Raw genomic sequence first — 18,544 nt, 5'->3', positions numbered from 1 at the left:
TTGGTCTTCATGTACTTGGGGGTGATGGGCGGCCTTCACCACCTCTGGGGCTGCCACGCTCGCTTAGGTGCGTTCTGCCGGTGCGCTGGCGACACGCGTGACTGGACGGCCGACTCGCGGCGGCCCCCTGGCCACGTGTGTGTCGTCCATCCAGTCACGCGTGTCGTCCGCCGGATCACGCGACATCGCCGGTGCTGCACGTCGTGAGTGGTGTTTCGGGTTATTGAGGGGAAGGGCGAATGTGGCGTGACCGAGCCTCTGCGGTGAAGGACCCCTTCACTGGCTCAAGGCAGAGGCGGCCTTCGCGGCCGTGGTTCTGGACTGGCCGACAGGAGCCGACCGCGCCCCCGAGTGTCCACAAAGGACACTTTTCGCCGACTCAATGTCTGATTGATGCCCGGATGGGCGATTTCACGAGGGGGTCGTGAGTGGCGTTTCGGGCTAGAACCCGAAATGCCACTCACGACCCCCTCGCCGAACCGTGCAAATCACCCAAGTCGGACGCTGTCACCGCGGAAAAAGTCCGTTATGAACAGTTGGAAAGGTGCCTGGTCGGCGAGTCCCGCTCCTGCCGTCAACTCCGGAACGCCACATTTGACCTTTCCCTCAATAACCGTCCTTACCACTCACGAGACCTGGCAGTACGTACCTGAGACACGGTACCCACTCACGAAAAGGCACGGGAGACCTGCGAAAGCACGATGAGCCCGCAGAAGACCAGGTTCTTGTACTTGTGGTCCACCAGGATGGCCACGAATTCGCGAAGGGTGGCGCTCGGCCAGAAGTACCAGGCCGTCGGCGATCCGATGACCTGACCGTTCACCTTGGCGCGGCGGGCGATGAGGGCGGCGCGGAGCACGTGGAAGTTGTTCGTGACCACCGTGCATCGGTAGTCCGCCTTCCGCTGCTTCATGATCTCGGTGCTGAAGGTGAGGTTCTCGAAGGTCGTCCGCGAGCGGTCTTCGAGGAGGATCCGCTCCCTCGGCAGTCCGTTTTCGACCAGGTAGCCCGCCATGGCATGGGACTCCGGCAGGTCCTCGTCGGGTCCTTGCCCGCCCGAGGTGACCACCATCGGCTCCCGGCCGCGCCGGGCTTCGGCGTCGATGACGCGTTTGGCCCGGTTCAGGCGGCCCGCCAGCAGCGGCGGCACCCGGTGCCCGTCCAGCAGGCCCGAACCCAGCACCACGACGAAGTCCACGCCCTTTTCGGTGCGGATGCGGCCGTAGACGACCGAGTACAGGAGGAAGCAGACGAAGAGGAACGAGAAGTAGACGACGATTCCGTTCAGGATGCCCCGGACGATGTCGAGCGGCTCCCAGGCGAGTTGCGTGACCGTCGCGTTGAAGACGATCAGCGCGCAGATGCCGAGCCCCGTCAGCAGCGAGAGGACGTTGGCCAGCCGCCGTCCCTCGCGGCGTAGCATGGTGATCCCGTTGCAGATCAGGAAGACCGTGAGCGCCAGAACCGTCGGGATGATCATCAGGATCACGCCGACCGCGACGAACCCCGCCGCCTCGGGCGACACCGAGGCGAGCAGCGCGATGAAGGTCACGCCGAGGAACAGCAGCGCGAAGAAGAGGTAAAAGCCGTTCCGCAGCCGGCGTCGGTCGCGCAGGAAGCTCACGAGGAACGCCGCGCAGCACAAGGCCGCGATGGCGAAGGGGATTGCAGCGGCCTTCACGAGAACTCCAGCCTGGGGACGATGCGGGCACTCGGGTGTCGGCACGCGGTGCGGCGGCATTCAAACACACGGCGGAACCGCTGGGCGCATCTCCCGCGGGTGTGTCGCCTTTCCTGGCCCGAGTGTGTCACCGGGCGCGTTGCACAGGCCGCTCGTCCCACACCGGTTCCGCGGTTTCGCGTACGTGTCCGTCCGAGCCGAACACGAGGTACCGATCGAAGGAGCGCGCGAACCACCGGTCGTGCGTCACCGCGATCGTGGTGCCTTCGTAGGCTTCCAACGCCTGCTGCAGCGCTTCCGCCGAGGCGAGGTCGAGGTTGTCGGTCGGTTCGTCCAGGAGCAGGATCGTCGCGCCGCCGATATCCAGCAGCAGGATCTGGAACCGCGCCTGCTGGCCGCCGGACAGCTTCTCGAACCGCTGGTCGCCCTGGCCGTCGAGTTCGTAGCGCCGCAAAATGTTCATCGCGGGACCGCGGCTTCGCGCGTAGCCGGTCCAGAGGATGTCGACAAGCGTGTGCCCGAGCAGTTCGGGATGGGCGTGCGTCTGCGCGAAGTGGCCGGGGACGACGCGGGCACCGAGTTTCCACAGTCCGTCGTGCGCGACGTCCTCGCCTGCCAGCAGTCGCAGGAAATGTGATTTGCCGGAGCCGTTCGAACCGAGCACCGCGACCCGTTCGCCGTAGAAGACCTCCAGATCGAAGGGTTTCATCAGGCCGCGGAGTTCGAGCCCTTCGCAGGTGACGGCGCGGACACCGGTCCGGCCGCCGCGCAGGCGCATCGTGATCTTCTGTTCGCGCGGGGGAGCGGCGGGCGCTCCGGCCTCCTCGAACTTCCGCAGACGTGTCTGCGCGGCGTGATACCGCGACGCCATCTCGTCGCTGCGCGCGGCGTACTGCCGCATGTCGGCCACGAGTTTCTTGAGCCGGGCATGCTTTTCGTCCCAGCGGCGACGGAGTTCCTCGAGGCGTTCGAAGCGTTCCGCGCGGGCCTGGTGGTAGCCGCCGAAGCCGCCTCCGTGCACCCAGACGTCGCCGCCGGCGGGCCCGGGTTCGACGCTGATGATCTTGTTCGCGGCCCGCGCGAGAAGCTCCCGGTCGTGCGAAACGAACAGCACGGTCTTCTGGGTCTCACGCAGCCGCTCTTCCAGCCACTGCTTGCCGGGGACGTCGAGGTAGTTGTCCGGCTCGTCGAGCAGGAGGACGCCGGATCCGCCGAGAAGCAGCGCCTCCAGCACCAGCCGCTTCTGTTCGCCGCCGGACAGCGTGCGCACCTCGCGCCAGCGCGCCTTCTCGTACGGCAGGTTGAGCGCCGCCGTCGTGCACTTGTCCCACACGACTTCGGCTTCGTAGCCGCGAGCGTCGCCCCAATCGCCGAGCGCCTGCGCGTACGCCATCTGGTTCGCTTCGTCGTCGCGTTCCATCAAGGCGAGTTCGGTCTCGTCGACCGCGCGGGCGGCGGCGCGGAGCGCTTCCGGCGACACCGACACGAGCAGATCCCGCACCGTCCGTTCGTCCCGCACGGAGCCGACGAACTGAGGCATCACCCCGAGCCCGCCGCTGATGGTCACCGAGCCGCTGCTGGGAGACAGTTCCCCCGAGATCAGCCGCAGCAACGTCGTCTTGCCCGCCCCGTTGGCGCCGACGAGCGCGCAGACGCTGCCCTCCCCGACCCGGAACGAGACATCGTCGAGAAGCAGTCGTCCGTCGGGCAGGTGGTACTCGACGTGCGCGACCTCGACGTGACCCATTTCGACAGACTGCCCGCGCCGCCGGGAATCACGCAACGCGATATCTCCGGTAGTGTCGGTGACGTGGAGCGAACCTACTTCGGCGTGCGGCTCAAGCTGGTGCTTGCGCTGTTCCTGCCCGGGTTGTTCGTCGTGCTCCCGGTCGTCGGCGGGATCAACCCGCTGGGCCTGGCCGCCGCCCTGACCGCGTCCCTCGCCGCCGTCCTGCTCGCGCTGGCGGCGCACTTCCGCCTGGAACCGGCCGCCGCCGCGATGCGGGTGCGCGCCATCAGCCTGCGCGAACGCGCGCAGCTGTTCCTGAGCCTGCGCGATCCCGACGCGCGTGGCCGCGTCCGGCCCCGAGCTCCGTCACTGGGCATCGCGACTGCCTGACCTTCCGTCCGAAGGTGAGGCAGTCACTCCTGCCCATACCCCTTCGACCGACGGAGTGACCTGGTCATGTTCGATGTCTTCCTGTACCCCGTTTCCGCCATTCTCTGGTTCTGGCACAAGGTTTTCGGCGTCTTTTCGAGTCCCGACTCCGGTGTGGCCTGGGTGCTGTCCATCGTTTTCCTCGTCTTCACCCTGCGCCTGCTGCTGGTCAAACCTGCCCTCGCCGCGCTGCGCGCGGGCCGCCGCATGCAGGCGCTGGCTCCGCGGATGCGGGAGATCAAGGACAAGTACGGCAAGGATCGCCAGCGGATGACGAAAGAGATCCGGAAACTGCACGCCGAAACCGGTGCGAACCCGCTGGGCGGTTGTCTCCCGGCGCTGATCCAGCTGCCGGTGTTCCTTTCCCTGTACTGGGTTTTGCGCGACTTCACCCCGGGCGCGCAGTCGAACCACGTGTTCGACGACGCCGGGGTGCGGTCGTTCTTGAACGCCGACCTCTTCGGCGCGAAGCTCGGCAACTGGCTTTCCCAACCGGCGGGGGAGCTGGCCGCGTTCGGCACGGATCACGTCCACATGATCGCCGTCGGGGTGCCGCTGATGCTGATCGCGAGCCTGGCCACGTTCTTCTCGATGCGCTCGGGACTCACCCGGCAGACCGCGACCGCCCCCGAGGCGGCGGGGATCACCAAGCTGATGATGTACCTGGCGCCGATCGGCATGCTGGTCTCGGGAGCGTTCTTCCCGGTGCCGATCGGGGTGCTGCTGTACTTCCTGGCCACCAACGTGTGGACGCTGGGACAGCAGTATTTCCTCACCAGGATCGTCGACAGGGAGGAAGCCAGGTGAGAGCGAACCGGTTCTTTTCGGTGTCGTAGCCGACCAGGTCATTTCGTCCTCCCGCCGGGACGGGTCCCGCCGCGCAGCTTTACGGTCTGCCGGAGGAAGAGCCGGATGACAGCGTGCATTCGGGTGATCGTGGCGCTCGCCGTCTTCGAGCAGCCCGGATCCGGCGTTGGTCTCCTGGGTGGGCGGGTACTGCGGTGCGGTCAAGGACATGCGGTTGGTCGTCTACAGCCTGGCCTAGGGGTACGACAGAGCTCGCCTTCTCCCGGGAACTCCAGGGGAAAGTGACCGAGTACCGCACCCTGCCGCCGAGGGGCGGGTGAAATACGCCAAGGCCGCCCTCGACCTGAGCGGGGTCGACCTGGTTACGCACGTGCCCGCGGTCGAGACCGGCAAGGTGCCCGGCTCGACCAGGCGATGAAGGCGAACCAGGAGTGCGAGCTGGTCGCCTAGATCACACGGGATCGAGCGAAGAACTGTTCGGTACCGGCGTGCCGGGCAAAGCCCGATGGGGAATCATCGCGCTCGCCCGGGAACTGTTCCCGGGCGGGTGGGTGTTCCCGGCGCCGTCCGGCGCCGGGAACGCGTTCGCAGATGACGCCCGGTGATCGACGCGGAGTCCTCGGCCAGTGCCGACGGCGTGCCCTCGAACACCACTGTCCCGCCGTCGGCTCCCGCGCCCGGCCCGATGTCGATGACGTGGTCGGCGTGCGCGATCACCCGTTGGTCGTGTTCGATCAGGACGAGTGTCGCGCCACCGTCGACGAGTTCGTCGCAGAGGGCGAGCAACCGGTCGACGTCGCTGCCGTGCAGTCCGGCGGTGGGTTCGTCGAGCACCAGGCGCAGTTCTTCCGCGGGGCCGGCGTCGGCGAGATGGCGGGCGAGCAGCAGCCGTTGCCGTTCGCCGCCGGACAAGGTGTCGAGGCTCTGTCCGATGGTCAGGTAGCCGAGCCCGACCCGGTCCAGCCAGCGCAACCGCCTGCCGGTGGCTGACCGCTCGCCGAACAGGGCGGCGGCGTCCGCCGGGTTCATCGCCAGGACGTCGGCGATGGTCCGGCCGTTCAAGCGCGCGGCGAGCGCGTCCGGGTTGAACCGGGTGCCGCCGCAGGCGTCACAGCCGGTCTGGACGTCGTCGAGGAAGGCCAGATCGGTGATGATGACGCCCTTCCCCTTGCAGACCGGGCACGCGCCGCGGCCGTTGGCGCTGAACCACGACGGATTTTTCCCGGTGGCCTTGCCGAACGTTTCGCGAATGGGTTCGGCGACGCCCAGCACCGTGGCGGGTGTGGACCGGATGCCACCGCGCAGCGGGGCCTGGTCGACGACGGCGAAATCGGGATGCTGCCGGGGAAGTTCACCCGTGATCAGGGTGCTCTTGCCGGAACCGGCGACACCCGAGACGACGGTCAGGACGCCGAGCGGCACGTCGACGGTGACGTCACGCAGGTTGTGGCTGCGGGCGCCGGAGATCGTCACGGCGCCGCGCGCGGTGCGCGTCCGCTGCCGGAAGTGAAGCGGGGTACCGAGAATCCGCCCGGTCTCGGTGCCCGCCGCGATGAGTCCGCCGGGACTGCCTTCGAACTGGATCCGCCCTCCGCCGTCACCACCGCCGGGCCCGAGGTCGATGACGTGATCCGCGGCCGCGATGACCGCGGGATGGTGCTCGACCACGAGGATCGTGTTGTGCGCGTCGCGGAGCTTGGCCAGCAGTTCGAGGAGACGATGCACGTCGTGCGGGTGCAGGCCGGTACTGGGCTCGTCGAACACGTAACAGACGTCGCTGAGCGCGCTGCCGAGATGGCGGACGATCTTGACGCGCTGGGCCTCGCCGCCGGACAGCGTCCTCGACTCGCGGGACAGGCTCAGGTAGCCGAGACCGACCGAGTCCAGGGCGTCGAGGCGTTCCCGGATCGCCCGCAGCAGCGGCGCCACCGACGGATCGCACACTTTCGCGACGACGTCTCGCAATTCGCCGACCGGCAGCGCCGACCAGTCCGCGATGGACCGTCCGTCGATCAGACTGCCGCGCGCAGCGTCGGACAGGCGGGTTCCCGCGCACTCCGGGCAGACGCCGCGGGTGACGACTCCGGCGAGCCCTTCCTGTTCCTCGGCGGTGAGTCGTGAGGGGGTCTTGCGCAGGTACGTGTCGCGCAACCGCGGGACGATACCGTCGAAGAGACCGTGCTTGGGGTAGTCGGAGCCAGGGGAGTCGAGGGGGAGTCCTTCGGCGTGCAGCAGCGTTTCGACCTTCGCCGACGGCAATTGTTCCAACGGGACATCGGGGTCGACGAGTCCGGAGTGGACGAGCCGTTTCCACCGGTAGGTCCCGGGGGCGAACGTCGGGAACCGCACGGCCCCTTCGCGCAGGCTCAGCGAGCGGTCGAGCAGCCGGTCGAGATCGATTTCGTCGACCACGCCGAGCCCTTCGCAGCGCGGGCACATCCCGACCGGATCGTTGAACGAGTAGGCGGGCGAGAATCCGGCGTTCGGTTCGCCGACGCGGGAGAAGAGCAGACGCAGCAGTGGCGCGATGTCGCTCGCCGTGCCGACGGTGGACCGCGCGTTGCCGGTGAACCGCCGCTGATCGACGATCGTGGTGAAGACCAGCCCGTCGATCCGGTCGACGTCGGCGGGCGGATGCTGGGGCAGCCGGTTCCGCACGAAGGCGGGATAGCTCCCGGTGACCAGGCGTTCGGCTTCGGCCGCGATCGTGTCGAAGGCCAGCGACGACTTCCCGGACCCGGATACACCGGTGAAGACCGTCAGCCGGTGTTTCGGCACCCGCACCGAAACGTCGCGGAGGTTGTGCGTCCGGGCACCTTCCACCGCGATCCACCGGCCACGGTCTGCTTGAACTTTCGCCATGAACCGAGGCTACGATGAGATGTGGCCGGTTTTCGGCCACAATTACGGGAGGCGTCGTGACGGCACCACGGGAACGGATGCTGCGGCTGTTGTCCCTCCTGCAGTCCGGCCGGGCGTGGCCCGCCGCCGAACTCGCGACGGCCATGGAAGTCCCGCCGCGCACGCTTCGCCGGGACATCGACCACCTTCGCGGTCTGGGCTATCCGGTGGAGAGCAGCCGCGGCCCTGGCGGCAACTACCGGCTCGTCGCGGGAAGCGCGCTGCCGCCGCTCATGCTGGAACACGACGAGGCGATCGCCACCGTGCTCGGGCTGCGGCTCGCCGCGGCGGGCGGCACCGGCGTCGACTTGACCGCCGAATCGGCGGACCGCGCCGCCGCGAAACTCGGGCGTGTCCTGCCGGCGGCGCTGCGCAGGCGGACCGACGAAATGCTCGCAGCGGTCGAGTTCGGGAGCGGTGAACAGCCGCGGGTCACCCAAGACGTCCTGAACGTCCTCGCCGCGGCGATCGCGGCTCGTCGATGCCTCGAATTCGCGTACACGGCGAAGGGCGGCCCGTCGTCAAGGACGGTCGAGCCGATGCGCCTCGTCCAGCTCGGCAGACGGTGGTACCTGTACGCGTGGGACCTCGGCAGGCGGGATTGGCGGAGCTTCCGGCTCGACCGGATCGCCGGGCCGAGGACGACGGACGTGGCGTTCGAGCCGCGTGAGCTCCCGGTCGACGACGTCGCGGCCCACCTACAGGAACGCTTTCACAGCCCGAAATCGCTCCGGATCACGCTGACCCTGGACGTCGGCGCGGAGGAGGCCGCCGCCCGTCTGCATCGGATCGACGGGAGTTTCGAAGCCCTGGGCGACGACAGGTGCCGGTATGTCGCCCATGTCGACTCCTTCGAGTGGCTGGCCGTCGTCCTCTTGCTCACCGACATCGGGTTCACGGTGGAGGAACCGGCGGAATTCGGCGAGTACCTCGCGCGAACGGGGGACCGGTTGATGCGGGGGAGCAAGAAACCCGGCCCACGGGACTGACCGGCGCCGTGGCTTTGGCGCGACTCGCGTGTTTGAAGACGGAACTCGCGTGATTGGAGGGCGAACACGCTGGGGCCGTGTCTTCCGGCTGGGATCACGGGTGTTCCGGGTGGGGCCACTGCTGCCCCCGCGTCCAGGAGTCCAGCACCATCAGCGTCTTCGTGCCCGTCACCTGGTGGTGTCGCCGGATCTCGTCGATGGTCTGCTGCAGGTGGCCCATGTCCCGCACCCGCAGCCAGACGAGCGCGTCGGGGTCGCCGGCGATGGTGAACACCGCCTGGGCCTCGGGCATCCGGGTGGTGGTGCGGACGATCTCGCCGACCTTGGTGGTCCCGGTGAACCGCAGCTCGGTGAACGCCTCGATGGCCCAGCCGAGTTTGGCGTGGTCGATCTGGACGGTGTAGCCGACGATGACGCCATTCTCCTGCATGCGGTCGATGCGGCGTTTGACGGCCGCGGTCGACAGCGTGACACGGGCCCCGATGTCGCCCAGCGTGCGCCGGGCGTCCTCCCGCAACAGTTCGAGGATCTCGCGATCGGTCTCGTCGATGAGCTGGTCCGCCATAAGCCAGGATGGTACGCAGACGCAACAGATATCGGCCACCGGAGAAGATGGGCCGGATTTTTTGCGTGCCGGGCGCCAATAGACTGCCGCCTGTTGCGGCGGCCCGCGAGGTCGGGTCTCCTGTCGTGACGTCGCGCGGGGGTGCCGAAGGAGGCAGGTCTGGTGGAGCAGTTCACGTTGGAGGACCGGTATCTGCGGGAGGACGGCACCGTCTATCTCAGCGGTGTCCAGGCCCTGGTGCGGATGTTGTTCGACCGGGTGCGGCATGACCGCGCCGCCGGGGCCTCGCCCGCCGTGTTCGTCTCCGGCTACGAGGGATCCCCGCTGGCCGGATACGACCTCGAGCTCGGCCGCCGCTCCGTCCTGCTCGAGAAGCATGACGTCGTGCACCGCCCTGGTTTGAACGAGGAGCTGGCCGCGACGGCGGTGATGGGGAGTCAGCTGACGTCGTCGGTGGGGTCGTCGCGGGGTGGGGTGACCGGGTTCTGGTACGGCAAGGCTCCTGGCCTGGATCGGGCGACGGATGCTTTGCGGCACGCGAATCTCGCGGGCACGGATCCGGCGGGTGGTGCGGTGGCGCTGGTGGGTGATGATCCGAACGCGAAGTCGTCGTCGGTGCCGTGTGCGTCTGAGCTCGCGCTGGCCGACCTGGCGATGCCGGTGTTCTTTCCGTCGGATTCGCAGGACGTGCTGGATTTCGGGCTGCACGCCGTGGAGTTGTCGAGGGCGAGTGGTCTGTGGTCGTCGATGAAGCTGGTGGCGAACGTGGCCGACGCCGCGTCCACCGCCCACGTCCGCCCCCGGTGGACGGCGCCGGAGCTGGCGCTGCCCGCGTACCGGCACAAGCCCAGTTCCCGGCTGCTCGGCACCACGTTGATGGCGCTCGAACGCAGCCTGTACACCGAACGGCTGCCGCTGGCCGTCGAATACGTGCGCGCGAGCGGGGTGAACCGGATCGTCCAGGAAGGACCCGCCGACCGCATCGGCATCGTCACCGCCGGGAAGTCCTATTTGGACCTCATGCAAGCGTTGCGGCTGCTCGGCTTGGACTCCGAAGCGTTGTCCCGGCACGGGATCCGGATCCTCAAACTCGGCGTCATTCATCCGTTGGAACCGTCGATCGTCCGCCGGTTCGCCGGCGGACTGAGCGAGATCGTCGTGGTGGAGGAGAAGCGTTCCTTCGTGGAGTCGGCGATCAAGGAAATCCTGTACGGCACTGTCGGCGCGCCGCCGGTGTACGGCAAGACCGGCCCGGACGGCCGCACCCTGTGCACCGAACTCGGTGAGCTCGACCCGGACGCCGTCGCCAGGGTGCTGGCCGGGCGGTTGGGTGAGCATCATGAGATCCCGTCGGTGACGGCGTGGCGGCAGCGTCGTCGTCGTGAGCGGATTTCGGTGCCGTTGCTGGCCAGGACGCCGTATTTCTGTTCCGGTTGCCCGCACAACTCCTCGACCAAGGTGCCCGAGGGGACCGTGGTGGGCGGCGGTATCGGTTGTCATGCGATGGCGTTGTTGATGGAGCCGGAGCAGGTCGGGGATGTGGTCGGGCTGACGCAGATGGGTGGTGAGGGGGCGCAGTGGCTGGGGATGGACCCGTTCGTGGCGGCCTCGCATTTCGTGCAGAACATCGGTGACGGCACGTTCACCCATTCGGGCAGTCTCGCGGTGCGGGCGGCGGTGGCCGCGGGGGTGAACATCACCTACAAGATCCTCTACAACGCGACCGTCGCGATGACCGGGGGTCAGGACGCGGTCGGCGGGCTGCCGGTGGACCGGCTGGCGTCGCTGCTGCTGGTGGAGGGTGTGGCGAGGGTGGTCATCACCAGCGACGAGCCGAAGCGGCTCCGCGGTGTGCGGCTGCCCGAGGGTGTGGAGGTCCGGCATCGGGATGCTTTGCTGGCCACGCAGGAGGAACTGGCTCGCGTTCCCGGGGTGACGGTGCTCATCCACGATCAGGAGTGCGCGGCGGAGAAGCGCCGCAAACGACGTCGGGGCAAACTGGCCACCCCCGCCACCAAGGTCGTGATCAACGAACGCGTCTGCGAAGGCTGCGGCGACTGCGGCGAGAAGTCGAACTGCCTGTCGGTGCAGCCGGTCGCCACGGAGTTCGGCCGCAAGACCGCGATCCACCAGTCGTCCTGCAACGTGGACTACTCGTGCCTGGCGGGGGACTGCCCGTCGTTCATGACGGTGGTGCCCACCGGGCGCAAACACCGGGCGCGGCTCGCGGAGATCACGGCGGCCGAACTGCCCATGCCGCAGACCACCGGCGGCACTGATGTCACGGTGCGGATCACCGGGGTCGGCGGGACCGGCGTGGTCACCGTCGCGCAGATCCTCGCCACCGCGGCGGTGATCGAGGGCAAGCAGGTCCGGACCCTGGACATGACCGGGCTGGCGCAGAAGGGCGGTGCTGTCGTCTCGGATCTGAAGATCACCGCCGAGCCGGTGCCGCAGGCGCCGAAACTCGCGGCCGGGGAATGCGATCTCTACCTGGCCTGTGACGTCCTCGTCGGCGCCGACCCGGCGCATCTGTCGGTGACCGATCCCGGCCGGACCATCGCGGTGGTCTCCACGACCGAGGTCCCGACCGGCCGGATGGTCGTCGACACCACCGTGTCGTTTCCCGACGCGGCGGCCGTGCGCGGGGCGATCTCCGACAGCGCGGCGCGGACGGTGGCGCTCGACGCGCGGGCGCTGGCGGAAACCCTGTTCGACGACGACCAGTTCGCCAACATCCTCCAGCTCGGCGCCGCCTATCAGACCGGTGCGATCCCGCTGGACGCGGCGAGCGTGGAGCGCGCGATCGAGCTCAACGGGGTCGCGGTCGCGGGCAACCTCCAGGCGTTCCGGCGCGGCAGGCAACTCGTCGCCGACCCCGCCACCCTGCACGCCACCGTCGCCCCGCCCACCGTCGCCGCGACCCCCGCCCCGTCGACCGCCGCGCTGCGTGCCCGCGCGCTCGTCCACGCCGAGCCGGGTTCGGAACTCGCGCGGCTGCTCGACATCCGCGTCCCCGAACTCGTCCGGTATCAGAACGTGCGGTACGCGCGGGAGTACGCCGAGTTCGTCGAACAAGTCCGGGTCCTGGAAGGGGATACGACCGCCGTCACCGAAGCGGTGGCCCGCAATCTGCACAAACTGATGGCCTACAAGGACGAGTACGAGGTCGCGCGGCTCTCGCTCGACCCGGCCGTGCTCGCCGGGATCGAGGCGGAGTTCGGCGTGGGCAGCCGCTACGCCTACCGCCTGCACCCGCCCTTCCTGCGCGCGCTGGGCATGAAACGGAAGATCGCACTCGGCCCGAAGTTCCGCCCGGTGTTCGTCGCACTACGTGCAGCGCGGAAGCTGCGCGGCACCCGCTGGGACCCGTTCGGCAAAGCACAGGTCCGGAAGGTGGAACGGGAACTCATCACCCAATACCGCGACACGGTCCTCACCGCCTTCAACACCGAAGGCGCCGATCGCGGCCGGATCCTCGCCTTGGCCGAGCTGCCCGATCTCGTTCGCGGATACGAAGACATCAAACTCGCGAACGTCGAGGCTTACCGGCGGGAACAGTCCGCGCTCCTCGCCGAACTCGTGCAGGGGGACAGGCTCGGCGCGAGCACCTGACGGCTTCAGGGAAGGTTCGCGTGCTTCGGCAGCTGATCCAGGACGGAGGCGGTTCCGGCATCGCGGCGATCCGGGCGGCCATGTCGAACTGGCCAGCGGTGAGACCACCAGCGGCACGTCGACATACGGCAGTATTCGTCGTTGGCGAAAGAAGTTCTCGATACGCACCCCGGCGGGCCGCGCTCCGAACCGCTCCCGGTCGCGGCCGATGGTCGCGATGACGTTGACCTCTCGCCGTGCAACGCGGAGATCATGGTCTCCAGCACCCCGGCCGGGTGTTATTGAGGGGTAGGGCAAAGGTGGCTTAGGTGGCGAGGGCTCGTGAGTGTTAAGGACGGTTGGAACGGGCCGGTATTCGCCTACCTGCTGCTGACCCGCAGGAGGGCGACGATCCCCGCGGGTATCGGGACCGTTGATGAAGGAATCAGGACACTCAACGTCCCGATTCCTTCATCGACGCGAGGTGACCCCCGTCCCGGACCTTGCTCAACGGAAGATCCGGGACGCTCAACGTCCCCCATCCTCCGTTGATCAAGGCGGTGCCACTCGAACCCGACGGTCGACACACCCGCACCAGCCCACCGCGGCACCGCTCAGATCGCCTGAATGAAGTACGTGAAGGGGCCTTCACGCGCCGACCACCTGGAACGACCGCCCACCCCTGCCGCCACGACGTTGCGAAAGAGGCTTTCGCAACATGCCACCTTTGCCCTACCCCTCAATATCTCGGCGAGTCCGGCGGGCGAGTACCTGCTCCGGGCCTGGCGGGCGGCCGCCTCGTCGGCGGGCCCGTCCACGGCGATCGTCGGCAAACCGTACGACGCATTGCCGAAGGTTACGCCTGGCAGACGGAAAAATTTGTTTCCTCGTGGCGTGTCACGGCGGTGCTCGATTTCCGATATGGGTTCACTGCTTCGGGAACGGGCGGGTCGCCGACCGGAATCATGCTGTCGGTCTTTTGTATTTCCCGACGACGTTTTCCGGGTATCCCGCCCTTCTTGTGTCACGAATGTGCTGGGTTTTCGGCGAGACGGGAGCTCGATTGTCAATATTCGCGTCGGTCAGAGGAACGACCTTGAGACGGAACCAGTCGGCTGTTCGTGTGGAAAGCGATCGCCGTGGAAGCTATTCGTGAAGGGAGTGCACTACTGTCGCACCGGGGGTCCGCACATCGCACGCCACTGGATCGAGATTGGGGAGTCATCGTGATGAGGAATTGTGTGCCAGTTGCGCGAAGACGGGTGCTTTCGCTGGTAGCGGCTCTTGTCGTGGTCACCGGCGCGGTGACGGGGACCGCGCGGGCCACCCCGGTGGGGCCGGTGGATCTCGGTACGTTGCCCGGGGACGACGAGAGTACGGTCCTCGCGGTCAACGAGGAAGGGGAGATGGTCGGGCTGTCGTTGGCGGGCCCGACCCCGAAACGCAGCCATCCGGTTCGCTGGGACGCCGACGGCCGGATCATGGCGCTGCCCACGCCAGGCGGCACCGAGGGACAGGTGCGCGACATCAACAGTCACGGGGCGTCCGCCGGTTACGTGTTGACCGCGACCACCGCAGTGCCGGTTCGCTGGGACGCCGCGGGCCAGGCGACCTCGCTGCAGCTTCCGCCCGGCTATCACAACGCCACCGCGTGGGCGATCAGCGACACCGGCGTCGTCATCGGGAACTGGCTGACGCCGGACAACCAGTTCCACGGGTTCCGCTGGGACCCGGATGGCGCGGCCACCGACCTGGGCACGTTGCCCGGCGAGACCTGGAGCATGACCGAGGGCATCTCCGGCGACGGCACCATCATAGCCGGAAGCGCCGTCCGCTCCGCGGCGAACCAAGCCGTGCGGTGGGTGAACGGCGGGCCGATCACCGAGCTGGCGCCGCAGGGCGTGAGCAGTGGGGCGGGCCGGATCAACAAGGACGGCGTGGCCGCCGGAGTCCTGCGTGAGACCAGCAGCGGGCCCCCTGTCCCGGCGAAGTGGGATCGGGACGGCGTGATCCATCCCATGGACTGGCCCAGCCCCCACTCGGTCTGGATCTACGGGATCGGCCCCACCGGTTACGTCGTCGGTTCCGGGTACCTCAACCCGCCTCGCCGATCGGCCCTGATCTGGGACCTCGACGGCCACGTCGCCGCCCTGCCCGACGACGGTCTCGGCGCTGAGGCCGAAGCGGTCAACGCGCAGGGCACCGTGGCCGGCACTTTCCGGAGTCAGGCGACGGTCTGGTTCCGGAACGGGGAACGCAGGCAGCTCGGCACGCTGCCCGGCGGCACCCGCGGCCAGGGATATCGGATCACCGACAACGGCCGCGTCGTCGGAGTCGCCTCGAACGCCGCCGGGAAGTCCCACGCGGTGTACTGGACACTCGGCTAAGCGCTGTCCTGTGAGTCCGTTCGATGAGCGTGCCGTCCGCCTGATCACGTGTGTGCACGGACGACACGCTGCCGGTCGCGCCGGCCGGGCCGCGACCCGGCCGGCGCGACCGTGATCCGCCGGGCCCGAGTCCGCCGAATATCCGCTGGACGGCATGACGAGACTTGGTGGGGAGCCCATCGAGCAAGGAAGTCGTCTTGAGCAGCACGCCGGATCTCGGTCCGATGCCGCGGCGGATCACCGTCGACGTGGCGCAGGTGCGCCGGTTGATCGGCGAGCAGTTCCCGGAGTGGGCCGGTCTTCCGGTCCGGCCTGTGGCCGGGTCCGGTTGGGACAACTTCACTTTCCGTCTCGGCGACGCAATGGTGGCGCGGCTGCCGAGCGCCGCCGAGTACGCCTTGGCGGTGGACAAGGAACAGCATTGGCTTCCGGTGCTGGCTCCCAGGCTCCCGCTTCCTGTTCCTGTCCCGCTGGCGAAGGGGCGCCCCGGCGCTGGCTATCCCTTCCCGTGGTCGATCTACCGGTGGCTTGACGGTGAGCCCGCGAGCGCGGACCGTATTTCCGACCCGGTCCGGTTCGCTCTCGACCTGTCCGGTTTCCTCGCGGCGTTGCGGAACGTCGATATCGCCGACGGTCCTCAGCCAGGTAAGCACAACTGGTTCCGTGGAGCCACCCTGCGCACCTACGACACACTGGCCGAGCGCGCGCTCTCGGCGCTGGACGGCGAGATCGACGTCGGCTCGGCCCGCGAGAGCTGGAAGACCGCGCTGCGTACCCCTTGGGACGGTGCGGACCGGTGGTTCCACGGCGACATCGCGCCGGGGAATCTCCTGCTCGACGGCGGGGAACTGGCGGCCGTCATCGACTTCGGCACCTGCGGCGTCGGCGATCCGTCCTGTGACATGGCCATCGCCTGGACGTTGCTGACCGCCGACGGCCGGGAGGCGTTCCGCGAACGACTTTCGGTCGACAGTGCGACGTGGGCGCGAGGGCGCGGTTGGGCGCTGTGGAAGACGCTGGTCACCTGCGCTCGGACGAGGGGCCGCGCCGACGAGGAAGCCGTGGACGCGCGTCGCGTCCTGGGCGAGATCCTCAGTCCTCTGAACACGCGGTGGTGATGCGCGGCGACGCCTGGGCGGCATCGAGCGTCCTTGCGCATTCGCCGAGCGGATCGGCGACAGCGGTGACGTAGGCGACGCGGCCCCAGACCGTTCCCTTCGGTGGAGGGGGCACCACGGCGCCGGGCCGGGCGACGTCGACCGCTTGGTCCACTGTGGACGGTAGCGTCGCCGGGGACTCGACGCGATGGCCGTGTCGCGCCGGTCGACGTAGCAGAAACGGATCCCGGCCACTCGCCACCTGGTGGGGCGCACGTCCAGATCGTGACCGCACGCCGCGCCGCCGGCGAGGATGCCGGGGGGCGACGCCGGTCGCCGGTCAGCATGTACTCGGTGTGCGTCCAGCCGTCCCGCAAGCTCAGCGCGGTGTGGGTGTCCCGCAGTATCGCGGTGAACGTCGAGTCGGTGAGCAGAGGATCGTCCGCGTCCACGGGCGCCTTGGTGTCGCGGGTGAAGGCGAACATCTCGCGGAGCCGCTCGGGGTCGTCGACCCGGACCACACCGAGACCGGCGCCGGGGCCAGGGGTTTGAGGATGGCCCGGAACATGGCCTCTATGCTTGTCGGTTTTCTGAACGCTCACTGGATTTGGCGCCAGTCTTTCCCGAGGTACCGGAACGGTTCCGGCGCACCGGATCAAAGTGTCCGCGAGAGTTGATCGATGAAAGGCACGTGGGTGCCGAAGATCTAGGGGGTTCTGTCATGGGACGCGCATATGCCGCACTTGCCGTGGCCTGCGTCATGCTGCTCGCGCCAGGTACCGCCGGCGCCTCGACCTCGGCAATGCCTGACAGGCAAGCGCAGCCACTCGGCGGGCACCTGCACGAAATCTCTGCCGCCGGTCCGCCGTACGGCGAGTTCATCGAAATCGGAAATCGTCACTCCGTCCCGGTCGACATCGGTGGCCGTAGCGTGCTGGTTCGCCACGGGCCGGAAATGTTCATGCTCGCCCAGATCCCCAGTGGCACGATCTTGAATCCGCAGGACGTCTACCTCCTGGCCACTACACAGTGGACCGGACGACCTCCCGATCAGGTCTATGACGCACCCTTCGACCTCCCTGACTACAACCTTTGTATGGTGCTGGCGAGGTCAGGCGCGGTAGAGGACTCCGTAGCGACGTCTGGGGATTTCGTGCCCGTGCCAGGACCGAATTCGTGCGGGCAAGGTTGGCCGGCACCTGAACCCAAATCCGGCCTGTGCCTGAAGCGGATCTACTTCACCGGCGTCAACTTCAGGGACTGGGCCAACGGGGCATGCACTCCCGGCTCCTATCAGTGAGCCGGAACGGGCATTCGGCTTGGCGTTCACGTCGGCTTCGGAACGGTCTTGGTGTCGGATCACGTCGTGGCACCTGTATCCGGACAATGGTGGCCCGAATCCGCTGCCTCGCTGCAACGCGGCGGGCGAGAACGCGGAGAGAACGTCGCGATGATCAAGTGTGGTTCGTCGGTACCGGATGACATGCTCGACGCGCCGAGACTGCTCGGGCCAGGCGCTGGTCTTCCCGCCCCGCCGCGAAAGGCTCGAAGGCCTTCGCCGCGGGGCATCGGCGTCTTCGAGTGCCCTGGTGGCCGCCTCGTGGCGTGATGCCGTTGCCGCATGGGCGATTTCGATTTCCTCGTAGGTTCATGAAATGCTGCGGGAAAGCGCGGTCAGCGTGGTGGCGGGCATCGCGTACGGAGAGTCGTGCGACCGGTATGTCCGCATCTCCGTGGGCACGGAGTCGCCGTACCGGGTGGCCAGGGGCATCGCCGCGATCCGGGAGCCGATCGACGCGACCACCTGACGCGACGGCCGGTGTCCCGCCGCCGATCCATGGTTGGATCGACCACATGTCCGCCATCGTCGTCGCCGTGATCGCAGCGGTCGCATCGGTCTCCGCGGCGGTGGTCGCCGGGATGTTCGCACTGGCCGCGCGCCGTCTCGAAACCCGCGTGCAGAGCGCCGACCAGGTTCGCGAACGGATCTCCACGCGGAGGCGCGCCATGTGCGAGCCCGTCGTCGACAGAATGCAGATCCTCGGACCGCGGTCGGCGAACCTCTCCGACCGCCGGAGCCTGACCGACCCCGACCCGGTCTGCAAACGGCTCGGCTGGGTGCCGCCCTGGCGCGCGGCCAAGTGAGCGGGCGAAGCCGGGGGAGCGGCCCCTCTCCCTTGACCTGATCGCGGCCATGTTGGCCAGTAACCACCCTCGCCGAGATGGCGGCGGACGTTTTGGGGTCGTGGCTGACAGATTCGCGAACGGTGAATCGACCGCGCATGACAAAGACGAAGAATGGTCGCGTGGGCTCTGTGATTTTGCTTGCCTGGCGTGCCGCGCGGGTGTGTTAATTCCCTGTGGC

At 68.1% G+C, this 18,544-nt stretch carries 14 protein-coding genes; 9 read left to right on the top strand and 5 right to left on the bottom strand.

The features are described 5' to 3' along the window. Nucleotides 1-667 precede the first annotated feature (667 nt). Nucleotides 668-1,681 (bottom strand): YdcF family protein, encoded by a 1,014-nt coding sequence (locus AC069I_RS19785; protein ID WP_478224659.1) that lies wholly within the window; start codon nt 1,679-1,681, stop codon nt 668-670. A 127-nt stretch (nt 1,682-1,808) separates the two neighbouring features. Beyond that, nucleotides 1,809-3,428, bottom strand: coding sequence for an ABC-F family ATP-binding cassette domain-containing protein (locus AC069I_RS19780; protein WP_478266156.1), 1,620 nt, complete (start codon nt 3,426-3,428; stop codon nt 1,809-1,811). Nucleotides 3,429-3,491: 63 nt separating this feature from the next. Between AC069I_RS19780 and AC069I_RS19775 the strand changes: the two genes are divergently transcribed. Next, nucleotides 3,492-3,800: a DUF6412 domain-containing protein gene (locus tag AC069I_RS19775; RefSeq protein ID WP_478224657.1), complete on the top strand. Its 309-nt coding sequence runs from the start codon at nt 3,492-3,494 to the stop codon at nt 3,798-3,800. A gap of 66 nt (nt 3,801-3,866) precedes the next feature. Continuing rightward, a complete protein-coding gene (gene yidC, locus AC069I_RS19770) occupies nt 3,867-4,646 on the top strand; it encodes a membrane protein insertase YidC (protein WP_478224656.1) in 780 nt (259 codons plus the stop codon). A gap of 513 nt (nt 4,647-5,159) precedes the next feature. On the opposite strand, the gene AC069I_RS19765 is transcribed toward yidC, so the two are convergent. Then, nucleotides 5,160-7,508, bottom strand: a complete 2,349-nt coding sequence (locus AC069I_RS19765) for an excinuclease ABC subunit UvrA (protein ID WP_478266155.1) — start codon at nt 7,506-7,508, stop codon at nt 5,160-5,162. 56 nt (nt 7,509-7,564) lie between these two features. Here AC069I_RS19765 and AC069I_RS19760 point away from each other — a divergent pair, with 56 nt between their 5' ends. Then, entirely contained in the window at nt 7,565-8,536 is a 972-nt protein-coding gene (locus tag AC069I_RS19760; RefSeq protein ID WP_478266154.1) for a helix-turn-helix transcriptional regulator, read from the top strand. 94 nt (nt 8,537-8,630) lie between these two features. Here the strand turns inward: AC069I_RS19760 and AC069I_RS19755 are convergent, their stop codons facing one another. Then, the gene (locus AC069I_RS19755; RefSeq protein ID WP_340688386.1) at nt 8,631-9,101 is read right to left on the bottom strand and encodes an Lrp/AsnC family transcriptional regulator; all 471 of its coding nucleotides are present in this window, start codon (nt 9,099-9,101) and stop codon (nt 8,631-8,633) included. Between the two features lie 162 nt (nt 9,102-9,263). Here AC069I_RS19755 and AC069I_RS19750 point away from each other — a divergent pair, with 162 nt between their 5' ends. The 3 genes from AC069I_RS19750 (at nt 9,264) to AC069I_RS19740 (ending at nt 16,200) form a co-directional block, all read left to right on the top strand. Continuing rightward, nucleotides 9,264-12,716 (top strand): indolepyruvate ferredoxin oxidoreductase family protein, encoded by a 3,453-nt coding sequence (locus AC069I_RS19750; protein WP_478266153.1) that lies wholly within the window; start codon nt 9,264-9,266, stop codon nt 12,714-12,716. A gap of 1,241 nt (nt 12,717-13,957) precedes the next feature. Continuing rightward, nucleotides 13,958-15,082: an HAF repeat-containing protein gene (locus tag AC069I_RS19745; RefSeq protein ID WP_478266152.1), complete on the top strand. Its 1,125-nt coding sequence runs from the start codon at nt 13,958-13,960 to the stop codon at nt 15,080-15,082. Nucleotides 15,083-15,306: 224 nt separating this feature from the next. Further along, a complete protein-coding gene (locus AC069I_RS19740) occupies nt 15,307-16,200 on the top strand; it encodes an aminoglycoside phosphotransferase family protein (RefSeq protein WP_478224895.1) in 894 nt (297 codons plus the stop codon). Here AC069I_RS19740 and AC069I_RS19735 read toward each other — a convergent pair. Then, nucleotides 16,175-16,354: a hypothetical protein gene (locus tag AC069I_RS19735; protein ID WP_478224651.1), complete on the bottom strand. Its 180-nt coding sequence runs from the start codon at nt 16,352-16,354 to the stop codon at nt 16,175-16,177. The two genes, AC069I_RS19740 and AC069I_RS19735, sit on opposite strands and share 26 nt — an antisense overlap. 546 nt (nt 16,355-16,900) lie before the next feature. Here AC069I_RS19735 and AC069I_RS19730 point away from each other — a divergent pair. The 3 genes from AC069I_RS19730 to AC069I_RS19720 all read left to right on the top strand — a co-directional run bounded on the left by AC069I_RS19730 (nt 16,901) and on the right by AC069I_RS19720 (nt 18,324). Beyond that, entirely contained in the window at nt 16,901-17,479 is a 579-nt protein-coding gene (locus AC069I_RS19730; protein WP_478266151.1) for a hypothetical protein, read from the top strand. A gap of 355 nt (nt 17,480-17,834) precedes the next feature. After that, nucleotides 17,835-17,987, top strand: coding sequence for a hypothetical protein (locus tag AC069I_RS19725; protein ID WP_478224649.1), 153 nt, complete (start codon nt 17,835-17,837; stop codon nt 17,985-17,987). A gap of 46 nt (nt 17,988-18,033) precedes the next feature. Further along, nucleotides 18,034-18,324, top strand: coding sequence for a hypothetical protein (locus AC069I_RS19720; RefSeq protein WP_478266150.1), 291 nt, complete (start codon nt 18,034-18,036; stop codon nt 18,322-18,324). Nucleotides 18,325-18,544 lie beyond the last annotated feature (220 nt).

The sequence above is a fragment of the Amycolatopsis sp. NPDC043885 genome (assembly GCF_056435685.1).
The sequence above is the reverse complement of the archived record's forward strand: the minus strand, read 5'-3'. Positions and strand labels throughout refer to the sequence as shown.